This window comes from Pseudarthrobacter cellobiosi, assembly GCF_023913755.1.
Taxonomy (GTDB): domain Bacteria; phylum Actinomycetota; class Actinomycetes; order Actinomycetales; family Micrococcaceae; genus Arthrobacter; species Arthrobacter cellobiosi.
This window is the reverse complement of sequence record NZ_JAMXBJ010000050.1, coordinates 1-12138: the sequence shown is the minus strand read 5'-3', so window position 1 is coordinate 12138 and position 12138 is coordinate 1. Positions and strand designations below refer to the sequence as shown.

At 65.6% G+C, this 12138-nt stretch carries 8 protein-coding genes and 1 pseudogene; 4 read left to right on the top strand and 5 right to left on the bottom strand.

Annotated elements, in window-relative coordinates:
* The first annotated feature begins 66 nt into the window (after positions 1-66).
* A complete protein-coding gene (locus tag NG696_RS17380) occupies positions 67-2460 on the top strand; it encodes a RelA/SpoT family protein (RefSeq protein WP_305884414.1) in 2394 nt (797 codons plus the stop codon).
* A gap of 108 nt (positions 2461-2568) precedes the next feature.
* Here NG696_RS17380 and NG696_RS21220 read toward each other — a convergent pair.
* The 3 genes and pseudogenes from NG696_RS21220 to NG696_RS17365 form a co-directional block, all read right to left on the bottom strand.
* Positions 2569-2808, bottom strand: a pseudogene (locus tag NG696_RS21220) (type IV toxin-antitoxin system AbiEi family antitoxin); the annotation flags it as partial.
* 343 nt (positions 2809-3151) lie between these two features.
* Complete coding sequence (locus NG696_RS17370) at positions 3152-4798, bottom strand: DUF349 domain-containing protein (protein WP_252576266.1); 1647 nt, start codon at positions 4796-4798, stop codon at positions 3152-3154.
* A 67-nt stretch (positions 4799-4865) separates the two neighbouring features.
* Positions 4866-5666 carry a peptidylprolyl isomerase gene (locus NG696_RS17365; RefSeq protein ID WP_252576265.1) on the bottom strand — a complete coding sequence of 267 codons (801 nt, stop codon included), beginning with the start codon at positions 5664-5666 and terminating at the stop codon, positions 4866-4868.
* Between the two features lie 232 nt (positions 5667-5898).
* On the opposite strand from NG696_RS17365, the gene hisS reads away from it, so the two are divergent.
* Positions 5899-7284, top strand: coding sequence for a histidine--tRNA ligase (gene hisS, locus NG696_RS17360; RefSeq protein ID WP_252576264.1), 1386 nt, complete (start codon positions 5899-5901; stop codon positions 7282-7284).
* Positions 7285-7418: 134 nt separating this feature from the next.
* On the opposite strand, the gene NG696_RS17355 is transcribed toward hisS, so the two are convergent.
* Positions 7419-8675: an APC family permease gene (locus tag NG696_RS17355; RefSeq protein WP_252563565.1), complete on the bottom strand. Its 1257-nt coding sequence runs from the start codon at positions 8673-8675 to the stop codon at positions 7419-7421.
* Between the two features lie 109 nt (positions 8676-8784).
* On the opposite strand from NG696_RS17355, the gene aspS reads away from it, so the two are divergent.
* Positions 8785-10572, top strand: coding sequence for an aspartate--tRNA ligase (gene aspS, locus NG696_RS17350; protein WP_252563568.1), 1788 nt, complete (start codon positions 8785-8787; stop codon positions 10570-10572).
* 69 nt (positions 10573-10641) lie between these two features.
* Positions 10642-11460, top strand: coding sequence for a GNAT family N-acetyltransferase (locus NG696_RS17345; RefSeq protein ID WP_252563571.1), 819 nt, complete (start codon positions 10642-10644; stop codon positions 11458-11460).
* A gap of 68 nt (positions 11461-11528) precedes the next feature.
* On the opposite strand, the gene NG696_RS17340 is transcribed toward NG696_RS17345, so the two are convergent.
* On the bottom strand, positions 11529-12138 hold a 610-nt coding region (locus tag NG696_RS17340), incomplete at its 5' end, for a hypothetical protein (protein WP_252576263.1).

Here is a 12138-nt window from a genome sequence, read left to right as displayed (position 1 = left end):
CGGTTACATAAGTGAACTGGCGGGGGAATAGACTGGGGTAATTAACCAGTCGTGAGGGGTGCTTCATTGGAAGAACGTTCGGCGTCGGTGCCAACGGCAGGCGGGGATAACAGTCCGGGACACGGAGTTCAGACCGGACTGACCGCTTCCGCGCGCCCGGCGCCGGTTGTTCCCGTGGACAATTCGGGCGCCCGCCCAACATTTCCCGGCCGCCGCGAACGTACCCGCTCCCGCCTGGCCCGGCTGACCGGCCGCGGCACGGCAACCTATTCGCCCATTCTTGAGCCGCTGCTGCGTACTGTCCGTGCGAACAACCCCAAAGAAGATTTTGATCTCATCCAGCGCGCCTTCGAGGTGGCTGAGCAGAGCCACCGCGGGCAGAAGCGGAAGAGCGGTGATCCCTACATCACCCACCCCGTGGCCGTAGCCACCATCCTCGCTGAGCTGGGCCTCAGCGGAGCCACCCTCGCCGCGGCGCTGCTGCACGACACGGTCGAGGACACCCCTTACACGCTGGCGGACCTCAAAAGGGACTTCGGTCCAGAGGTTGCCATGCTGGTGGACGGCGTCACCAAGCTGGACAAAGTCAGCTTCGGTGAAGCCGCGCAGTCAGAGACCGTCCGCAAGATGGTTGTAGCCATGGCCAAGGACATCCGGGTCCTTATGATCAAGCTCGCGGACAGGCTCCACAACGCCCGTACCTGGCGGTTTGTCTCCGCGGAGTCGTCGGCCCGAAAAGCCCGCGAAACCCTGGAAATATTCGCGCCCCTGGCCCACCGCCTGGGCATGAACACCATCAAATGGGAGTTGGAGGACCTGTCCTTCGCGGCCCTCTATCCAAAGGTCTATGAGGAAATCGTCCGGATGGTGGGCGACCGCACCCCGGAACGGGAGAAAAGCCTCGGCGTCATCCGGGACCAGATCACCGACGACCTACGTACCGCCCGGATCAAGGCCACCATTACCGGCAGGCCGAAGCACTATTACTCGATCTATCAGAAGATGATCGTCCGGGACAAGGATTTCGACGACATCAACGACCTCATGGGCGTCCGTGTACTCGTCGATTCGGTCCGGGACTGTTACGCCGCCCTGGGCACCATGCATTCGCGCTGGAACCCGCTGCCGGGGCGTTTCAAAGACTACATCGCCATGCCCAAGTTCAATATGTACCAGTCACTGCACACCACGGTGATCGGACCCGGCGGCAAGCCCGTGGAGATCCAGATCAGGACCCACGAAATGCACCGCCGTGCTGAGTACGGCGTGGCCGCACACTGGAAGTACAAGGATCAGCCCAACCGAACGGCTGTGGGGCCGGGCAGCCCCCGCGACGGCGACATGGGCTGGCTGAGGTCCCTGGTTGACTGGCAGCAGGAAACGTCCGATCCCGGAGAGTTCCTGGACTCGCTGCGGTTTGAGATCAACGCCCGCGAAGTCTTTGTCTTTACCCCCAAGGGTGAAGTCATGGCACTGCCCGCCGGATCGACTCCGGTGGATTTTGCCTACTCCGTCCACACCGAAGTGGGACATCGCACCATCGGCGCACGGGTCAACGGCAAGCTCGTGCCCTTGAACAGCGAGCTGAACCACGGTGACTGGGTTGAGATCTTTACCTCCAAGGCCGAAGGTGCCGGGCCCAGCCAGGACTGGCAGCATTTCGTCAAGAGTGCCCGAGCCCGGAATAAAATCCGTCAGTGGTTCAGCAAGGAACGGCGCGAAGAAGCAATTGACCGCGGCAAGGAACTGCTGACACGGGCGATGCGCAAACAGAACCTGCCCCTGCAGCGCTTGATGACGCACGAGGCCCTCGCGGCGGTAGCCGCAGAGTTCAAGTACCTTGACATCTCGGGCCTCTACGCCGGCGTAGGGGACGGTCATACGTCAGCGCAGTCGGTCATGGAGAAACTCGTTGAAAGCCTGGGCGGCAACGAGAGCACTGACGACGACATCACTGAAGTCAGCATCCCCACGCAGGTGGCCAAAACCAAGTTCTCCGATTCCGGCGTGGTGGTGCGCGGCGTTGGCGATGTCTGGGTGAAGCTCGCGCGCTGTTGCACGCCCGTTCCGCCGGATCCGATTCTCGGCTTTGTCACCCGCGGCTCCGGTGTTTCGGTGCACCGTACGGACTGCACCAACATTTCGGATCTCCGGGACCAGCCCGACAGGATTGTCGAGGTGGACTGGGCACCCACCCAGTCAAGTGTTTTCCTGGTGGAGATCCAGGTTGAGGCGCTTGACCGGAAGTCCCTGCTCTCGGACGTCACGCGCGTCCTGTCCGAGAACCACGTCAACATTCTGGCGGCCAGCGTGAACACCTCCACCGACAGGGTGGCCATCTCCAGGTTCGCCTTCGAGATGGGCGACCCCAAGTACCTCAGCCACGTCCTCAGTGCCGTGCGGCGCATCGACGGCGTGTTCGATGTCTACCGGACCACCGGCAACAAGCGCCGGAGCTAACAGGGCCAGCTTTTCCAGTGCGGCCCGTTTGTGCGGGAGACGCGGGCTGGCCTCGATGGCCAGGATCAGCAGGCGCAGCCGCACGTCCCGCTCCGGGCGGGCCAGCAACCTCGCCAGCGCTGGCAAGGCCCGGTGGGCGTCGACGTGCAGGGCGATGTCGACGGCAGTGCGCAGGGGACTGGACACCATCAGCCCGCCCATGCTGACAACGTCGAACGGACCAAGCCGGACTTCATGGAGCGTGCAGCCCCGGGTGTTGCGGAGGCTCGAAATCCGCCGCTTCGCATCCACAAGCAACGCCAGCCGGTCCGGTTCAGCCGCACAGCCGTAGATCCACGCCGCCGTCATCCGCCCGGCCACCACTCGCTGCCTGACCGCTGCCGGAACCGCGTTGGCCACCGTCCTGGCCCGCACCTGGGGTGACGCGGGAGCGTCTGGCAGCGTAAACCCGTGCTGGTGGAACTGCGCCAGGACGCCGTCAGCTGCCAACGACTGGAGTTCGGGCCACGCGAAAGGCTTCCCCGGCGAATACAGGTCCGGGTATTGGGGTGGTGAGGAGGTGGCCATCCCTCCATCCTGCCGCGTCTTCCCTTAACGCGCACAGGCCCGGTTCCGGCTATGTGGATAACCGGGACCGGGCCCATGCGTCCTGCGACGGGCGCCTGACGACAAGCGTCCTACAGACTACTGACTAGGAAAGCTCGCTGGCCGAGCGCTGGATCTGGTCCAACCAGGCTTGCCTCGCCTCGAGGGCTTCGCGGGCCCCCTTGATCTTGCGCTGGTCGCCGGCTTTCTCGGCCTTGGCGAGATCGTCCTGCAGACCGGAAATGGCTGCTTCCAGCTGCGACAGGGCGCTGTTGGTGCGGGCCTTCGTCTCGGGGTTGGAGCGCTGCCATTTTTCCTCTTCGGCGTTGCGGACAGCGTCCTCCACCTTGCGGAGTCCCGCTTCGATGCGTCCCATGTCGGCGCGTGGGACCTTGCCGGCCTCTTCCCAGCGGTCGCGGACAGACTGGAGCGCCTTCTTGGCCGCGGCCAGGTCCTTGACCGGCAGGATGGTGTTCGCTTCGACGAGGAGCGCTTCCTTCACCGTGAGGTTGGCGGCGTATTCCTGGTCGATCTCCTCGTTGGCTGCCTGCCGGTGTGTGAAGAACACATCCTGGGCGGCACGGAAACGGGCCCAGAGGGCGTCGTCGTCCTTGCGGCTGGCGCGCGGTGAGGCCTTCCATTCATCCATGAGCCGGCGGTATTCGCCTGCGGCGAAGCCCCAGTCAGTGGATGAGGACAGGGCCTCGGCTTCTGCGATGAGCTTCTCCTTGGCCGATTTTGCGGCCGAGTTGGTGCTGTCCAGCTGGGAGAAGTAGGCGCGGCGGTGACGGTCGAAGACGGTGCGGGCGGCACGGAACCGCTTCCACAAGGCGTCCTCGTTGCTGCGCCCAAGCCGGATGCCGCCCTTCTGGGCTGTCTTCCAGCTTTCAAAAAGGTCGTTCATCCGGGCGCTGGAGGTCTTCCATTGGATCTGTGCGGGATCCTGCCCCGAGATCTCTTCGGCTTCGGCCACGATGGCCTCGCGGGCCGCGAGCTCGGCGGAGCGAACGGCGTCGTGTTCCGCCTTCTCTGCCTTTTCGAGTTCGGCGATCTGCACTGAAACAGCGTCCAGCCGTGCTTCGGTGGAACGGAGGTCTCCCACCATGTTCCGCTCTGCGAGCTGCTCGCGCAGGTGTGTGACGGTCTTCTGCATATCGGTGCTGGGCGCCTTGGAGCTGATGCGCTGTTCCAGGAGCAGGACCTGCGCAACAATGTCGTCATGCTTCCGTGCGAAGTAGGCAAGGGCTTCGTCATTGCTGACGCCGGGGTACTGGCCCACCGCGTGCTCATCGCCGTCGATCGTCAGGAATACGTGGCCGTCACCCTCGACACGGCCCCACTTAGCGGCTTCCGCCAGCGAGGTCGCGGAGGCGACGGGTGCCGGTGCTGCCGCAGGTGCGGCCGCTGCCGGTTTGGGCCGGGCGGCGAAGGCTGCCGGTGACGGGGCGGGTCGAGCTGCCGGAGCAGGCACGGGTGCCGGAGCCGGGGCTTCTTCAGCGGGAGCCTGAACAGCCGCGCTCTCATCACCGGCCGCGCTCTCTTCCACCGGGTCCGCTGTGGCCTCGGCAGCTTCGGTCTGGACGGCCACGCCCTCTGGATCCACGCCTTCTGGATCCACGTCCGCTTCAGCCACGGTTTCGTCAACCGTGTCCTGTTCGGCGGTTGCCTGGACAGCGTCTGCCTGGTCAGCCGCGGGGGCCGTTACCTCGGTCAGGTCTGCTGCTGTTTCGTCGGATTTCTGACTGTCTGTCACCGCTAAAAGTCTTTCGCTTGGAGGGAAATACTCACGTACTGCACCGCGGCCGTAATGGCCTGGCTTCCTACTTCAGAGAAACCGAGTCTATCGTGACTGGTTGCACAGGTGCGCCGTCTGATGCGCTGGAGCCGGGGGTGATTCCCGCGGCGGCGATGGCGGTCACTGCTTCCATTCCGGAGGTCACCTTGCCCACCACCGTATAGCCCCCGGCGGAGTCGGCGGGAATCACTGTGTCTTTGTAGACCACAAAGAACTGCTTGCCGTTACCGTAGGCGTTGTCGCCGGACCGGGCTATGGCAATCGTGCCCGCAGGGTAGGTGTTGTCTGCCGGGGTGTTTTCGAGGGGTCCCCAAGTGTAGTCGGGGTCGGCGGCAGCGGAGGCGCCGCCGCACTGCAGCAGCCCGAAGGTTTCTCCCGTGGTCAGCCGGTGGCACGCGCTGCCGTTGTAGAAGCCCTCGTCCGTCAGTGCTTTGAAGACCGCGGCAGCCTGGGGTGCCTTGGTACCGTCGATTTCGACGCCGAGCACGTTCCCGTTCAGTGCCAGTTCACCAGTGAACACCTTCCCGGGGGCAGTGTCCGGGGCCGGGATGTTCGCGCCGTTCGTGGCGGGCGCGGAAGGCGTGGGGGAGTCGCTTGGGCTGGTCAGGCCAGCCTCCGCGGCGGCGAATTCCTGTTCAGTGGGATTGCCGGCAAAGACAGTGAACTGAAGCACGACGGCGAGCAGGACGGCGGCGGTTCCGGCGCAGGCAGCGATGAGGTTGTCGCGCTTGCGGCGTTTCTCCTGGTCCCGCCGCAGCTCGCGCTTTGCCTCCATCTGCTGGATGCGCCGTTTGGCTTCGCGGGCGCTGCGTGAACTGGCCGCCAATGGTCCTCCTTGTATCGGGCCGCGTCCGGAAGGAACTGAATCCGGAGGCGGTTGTCTGCCGGCAGCGTTGCGGTGCCGGCCGCCGTATTAGAGATGCCGGCGGATGACGCATAAACTGACTGCCGCACATAGTTTATGCATGAGTTGCCAGACTGCCGCCGTTCCCCGCCCGTTTCGGGCGGAATGCCGGGCAAAGTCCCAGGCACCCTTCATCAAGAGGAGAACATCCACCATGGCACGCACAGCCTCCCTGTCCGGATTCCCCGAGTGGCTTCCCGAGGAGCGGCTGGTGGAGCTGCACGTGCTGGACACCCTGCGCAAGGTTTTTGAGCTGCACGGATTCGCGTCCATCGAAACCCGTGCCGTGGAAACCGTGGGCCAGCTGCTGCGCAAGGGTGAGATTGATAAGGAGGTCTACGGCCTCAGCCGCCTTCAGGACGACGACGCCGACACCTCCGACGCGGGCAAGGCCGGCAAAGCTGACCCCAACGCCCTCGCTCTCCACTTCGACCTCACGGTGCCTTTTGCGCGGTACGTCGTTGAGAACGCCGGGTACCTGGCGTTCCCGTTCCGGCGCTACCAGATCCAGAAAGTCTGGCGCGGGGAGCGCCCGCAGGAAGGCCGGGCCCGCGAATTCACCCAGGCAGACATCGATGTGGTGGGCGACGGCGAGCTGCCGTTCCGCTATGACGTGGAGATTGCCCTGGTCATTGCCGAAGCCTTGAGCGCACTGCCGATTCCGGACTTCCGCCTCCGGATCAACAACCGCAAGCTTGCCGAGGGCTTCTACCGCGGCATCGGCCTGGATGACACCGCCGGCGTGCTCCGCAGCATCGATAAGCTGGAAAAGATCGGCGCAGCCAAGGTCGCAGAGCTGCTCAAGACCGAACTGGGTGCTACTGATGACCAGGCGCAGGCCGCGCTGAAGCTGGCAGGAATCCGTACCGAGGACACCTCGTTTGTGGCCCAGGTCCGAGCGCTCGGCGTGACGAACGACCTCCTTGAGGAGGGCCTGAATGAGCTGGAACAGGTGATCGAAGCGGCCGTGCAGCGCGCGCCGGGCAAGGTTGTTGCCGATCTCAGCATCGCCCGCGGCCTGGATTACTACACCGGCACGGTGGTGGAGACGGTCCTGGTGGGCCACGAACAGCTCGGTTCCATCTGCTCCGGCGGCCGCTACGACGCGTTGGCGAGCAAGGGCAACCGCAAGTTCCCCGGCGTCGGCCTCTCCATCGGTGTGACGCGGCTGGTGTCGCGCATCCTGAGCCAGGACCTGGCCAAGGCCTCCCGTTCGGTGCCCACCGCCGTGCTGGTGGCGCTCACCACTGACGAGAACTGGGGTGCCGCGCAGGATGTTGCCGCCCAGCTCCGCAGCCGGGGCATCGCCACCGAAGTCGCTGCCAAGGCCGAGAAGTTCGGGAAGCAGATCAAATTCGCGGACCGCCGCGGGATCCCGTTCGTCTGGTTCACCGACGACGACGGCAAGCACCAGGTCAAGGACATCCGGTCCGGCGAGCAGGCCGACGCCGATCCCGCAACCTGGACTCCGCCGTCGGAAGACCTTAACGTCCAGGTCACAACAGTCCAGGTGCCGACGGCAGCCGGCCAGCAGCCCTGACACTGACGGCGATGGAGCCCAGCGGCAGCCTGAACGGGGCACTTCGACACGGACTCACCGCACTCTAGGTCTGGTTCCCTGGGTTGGTGCCCCAAAGTGCCCCACGACGGCGTGGCTTGCGCCTGAATGGCCAGCTAGCGGCGCAGCCGAAGCACCACGAACCGTCCGGCCGCTCCGGCGGCCAGCACAGCGGCCATCCCCGACACCGAGGCGGGCGGCAGTGTGAAGGCCAGCAGCAGGCAACTGGTGAAGCCAGCCACATTGAGCCACCTCGGGCCGTGGGTGGGGTGCTCCTCCAGGGTGTACGCAGCGGCGTTCGTCACCGCGTAGTAGATGAGCACACCGAAGCTGGAGAACCCCACCACCGTCATCACGTCAGTGGCCAGGATCAGGAAAATCACGACGGCGGCCACCGCCAGTTCCGCCACGAACGGCACCGTGTGCTTGCCGCCCACCCGGGCCAGAGGCGCCGGCAGATCGCGTTCCCGCGCCATGGCCAAGGTGGTACGGCCCACTCCGGTGATGAGTGCCAGCAACGCGCCAAGGCACGCTGCTGCCGCGCCGGCCTGGACCACTGGCGCGCCGGCTGCGAGCTGAGAATTAGCCACGGCTTCCAGCAGCGGGGCCGCAGTGGCGGCCAGCCGGCCTTCGGCCAAGTGGTTTTGGAGCAGCAGCGCCAACGCCAGGTAGATGACGAAGGCGCCGGCGAGGGCAGCCAGGATCGCACGCGGAATGGTCTTGGCCGGGTCCTTGACTTCCTCACCGAGGGTGGCGATGCGCGCATAGCCTGCGAAGGCGAAGAACATCAGGCCGGCGGCCGGCAGCACCCCCTCGATTCCCCCCGAACCGCCAGCAAGGGACGAGCCAGCGGACGTCCCGCCGGACGGATGCGGCCCCACGATCGCGGCAACGGCAACAAACACCAGGGTGGCCAGGACAACGACCAGCAAGATCCTGGTCAGGAACGCTGTGCGGGTAATCCCGAACAGGTTCACAGCGGTCAACGCAACCACCGCAGCGATGGCAACCGGCACGGCGTAGCCCGGTGCCACGTAGTGGCCGAACGTCAGCGCCATCGCGGCGCAGGAGGCCGTCTTGCCGCTGACAAATCCCCAGCCAGCCAGGAAACCAGGCCATTCCCCCAACCGCTTCCGGCCGTACACGTACGTTCCACCGCTGGCCGGATACCGTGCAGCCAACTCTGCGGAGGCTGCCGCGTTGCAGTAGGCCACGGCACCCGCGATCAGGACAGACAGGACCAGGAAATTTCCGGCCAGGCCCGCGGCCGGGGCGAAGACCACAAAAACGCCGGCCCCCAGCATGGAGCCAAGGCCGATGGACGTGGCGTCAAACACGCCAAGCCTGCGTTGAAGCTGCTGGTGCTCGGACATGGGGGAGGCGGGCCTTTCCAGCGGGTAAACTCAGACGGGATTGTTCCCGGAACGATCCTATGCAGTTTTATCTTTTGTTTTCCTGCTGTCGTCTTCAGAAAGGCGTGCTGTGCTGCGCACACATGACCTCGGATCCCTTCGCTCCGAGCACATTGGACAAACCGTAACCCTGGCCGGCTGGGTGGGCCGCCGTCGTGACCACGGTGGTGTTGCATTCGTGGATCTGCGCGATGCGTCCGGCGTGGCCCAGGTTGTGGTCCGTGAGGAAGAGGTCTTCCACGGTCTGCGCAACGAGTACGTCCTGCAGATCACCGGCACCGTCTCCAAGCGCCCCCAGGGCAACGAAAACCCCGCCCTGGCCACCGGCGCCATTGAGGTCATGGCGGACAAGGTGGTTATCCTCAACACTTCAGATCCGCTGCCGTTCCAGATCGACGAGCACGTGGAGGTCGGTGAGGAAGCCCGCCTGAAGCACCGCTACCTCGACCTGCGCCGCCCCGGCCCCGCCCGCAACCTCCGGCTGCGCTCAGAAGCCAACCGGATTGCCCGTGAACTGCTCCACCAGGACGGCTTTGTCGAGATTGAGACCCCCACGCTGACGCGTTCGACGCCGGAAGGCGCCCGCGACTTCGTGGTCCCCGCCCGCCTGGCGCCGGGTTCCTGGTATGCGCTGCCGCAGTCCCCGCAGCTTTTCAAGCAGCTCCTGCAGGTGGGCGGTTTCGAGAAGTACTACCAGATCGCGCGCTGCTACCGCGACGAGGACTTCCGCGCCGACCGCCAGCCCGAGTTCACCCAGCTGGACATCGAAGCCAGCTTTGTGGACCAGGACGACATCATTGCCCTGGGCGAAAACATCGTCAAGGCGCTGTGGAAGCTGATCGACGTCGAGATCCCGACGCCCATCCAGCGCATCACCTACGCAGACGCGATGGCGCGCTATGGCTCGGACAAGCCCGATCTCCGTTTCGGCGTGGAGCTGACGGAACTCACCGAATTCTTCAAGGACACCGGCTTCGGCGTCTTCAAGGCCCCGTATGTCGGCGCCGTGGTGATGCCCGGCGGCGCTTCCCAGCCGCGACGCACCCTGGACGGCTGGCAGGAATTCGCCAAGCAGCGCGGCCACAAGGGCCTGGCCTACGTCCTCTTCAAGGAAGACGGCGAACTGGCCGGCCCGGTTGCCAAGAACCTGAACGAAACCGAGCGTGCAGGCCTCGCCGACGCCGTGGGCGCCAAGCCAGGCGACTGCATCTTCTTCGCCGCCGGTGAGAAGTCAGCTGCCCGCGCCCTCCTGGGTGCTGCCCGCGTGGAGATCGGCCACCGCACCGGCCTGATCGATCCCAGCGCCTGGGCCTTCTGCTGGGTGGTTGACGCCCCCATGTTCGAACCGGCCGCCGCAGCGGTGGCGTCCGGCGATGTGGCTGTTGGCGCCGGAAAGTGGACGGCCGTCCACCACGCCTTCACCTCGCCCAAGCCCGAGTTCATGGACACGTTCGACAAGGACCCGGAATCGGCCCTGTCCTACGCTTACGACATTGTCTGCAACGGCAACGAAATCGGCGGCGGCTCCATCCGAATCCACGAGCGTGACGTCCAGGAACGGGTGTTTGAACTGATGGGGCTGGACAAGGCAGACGCCCAGACCAAGTTCGGCTTCCTGCTGGAAGGCTTCAAGTTCGGGGCACCTCCGCACGGCGGCATAGCGTTCGGCTGGGACCGTGTGGTGGCACTGCTGGCGGGCGTTGAGTCCATCCGCGACGTCATTGCCTTCCCGAAGACGGGCAACGGTTACGACCCCCTGACGCAGGCTCCCGCACCGATCACGGCGCAGCAGCGCAAGGAAGCCGGCGTGGACTTCAAGCCCCAAACGAAACCGGAAGAGCCCAAAAAGGCCGAGTAATCCAAGCACCGCAGTCGAGAGGCTCCCCGGGAAACCGGGGGGCCTTTCGCATCGGAAGGGTGGTATGCCATGACAGCTCCAGGACCTGCTCCAGCCCTGCCCGGGCTCGAGTCGCTGATGGACGCTGCCTGGCCGGCCCCGGACCGAGAGGAATCCGACGGCTGGGTGCTTCGCGCGGCCTCCGGCGTGACTCAGCGCGCCAATTCGGTCTGGCCGCGCGAGCCGGAGGGCGACATCCACCGGCAACTCGAGGGTCTGCGTGCGGCGCGGCTCTGGTACCGCGGCCGGCGCCTGCCGCTGATTTTCCAGGTCTTCGATGATCCCCGCTCCACCGGACTGAATCTCGTCCTCGACGGGGAAGGCTTCACCCGGCAGTCCGAAACACTGGTGATGTGCCGGAGCAACGGCGCCGAGGCGGCGGGCCCACCTGCGGCGGCTCTGCTCGGCGTCGAGATCTTCACGGATCCCAGCGATGAGTGGCTGGAGCTGTGGTGGAGTGTGGATGGCCGCGGCGGCCCGGCCGATCGGGATACCGCACGCAGCATCCTGGCAGGCTGCCCGTCGCTCTATGCCCTGGTGAGGTCCGACGACGGCGTTCCCGCCGCCGTCGGCCGGCTCGCTGTCCCTCCCACCGGGGAGGCAGGAGGCAGTTGGGGCGGGCTGTACAGCATGGCCACCCGCCCGGGCGCCCGGCGACGCGGCCATGCCCTGCGGATCATGCAGGCACTCCTGCATGAAGGCCACGCGCGCAACCTGGCCGGCTACTGGCTGCTGGTCACCGCAGCGAACTCCGGAGCCCAGCAGCTCTACGCCAAGGCGGGATTCCAGGAAACCGGCCGCTACCTTTACCGGCAGGAACGGCCGAAGCGGCACCTGACCGGCTGTTGACGCCAGAAACGCGGCCGGCTGCAAGGCGGGCCCGTCCGCGGCAGGGGCTCCGCAAGGGCTCAGGCACATCATGGCTCGGGTACATCGATGCTTATCCCAAAGGGTTCGCGCCCGTCAGCCGGCCCGGTGGCGCCCGCGATCATCAACTTTTCGCGTGCGATCCCGATGGCGTAAATACTGAGATCCTCCTGTTCGAGTTCTGTGTGGTCAACAGGCCGGGCCGAGAATTGCCTGCCGTCGCCGCTGACCATAAGAACGGGAGTGTGATGGCGTGGCCGCCCTTGGGTTGCCAGCAGCACAAACCCTTCGCCGTTGACAGCCAGCCGGGGAAAGGCCACCTCCTGATCGGACGACGGCGCATCCAGGTCAGTTCCGTGCTCCCAGGTCAGTCCGTTGTCGCCGCTGGAGTAGGTCGAATAGCGAACGGGCTTCCCGGCGGAGCTCTGTTGCACCAGGGACACCGTCCGTGATGGCCCCGCAGTGAGTGACACAACACGGGCATCCGCATAGCCGTCGGCACGGGGGAGCAGCACCGGCGTCCAGGTCCGGGCGTCGGGGGATGACCACACCGCTGCGGTACTTAGCCTCGATCCACCGATCCGCCTGGGCGGATGAGCTGAATTCGGTTTCGGCTCGTTGTGCGGGCGAAGGGCGTGCTGGGGTGCCGGGCCTCGCTGC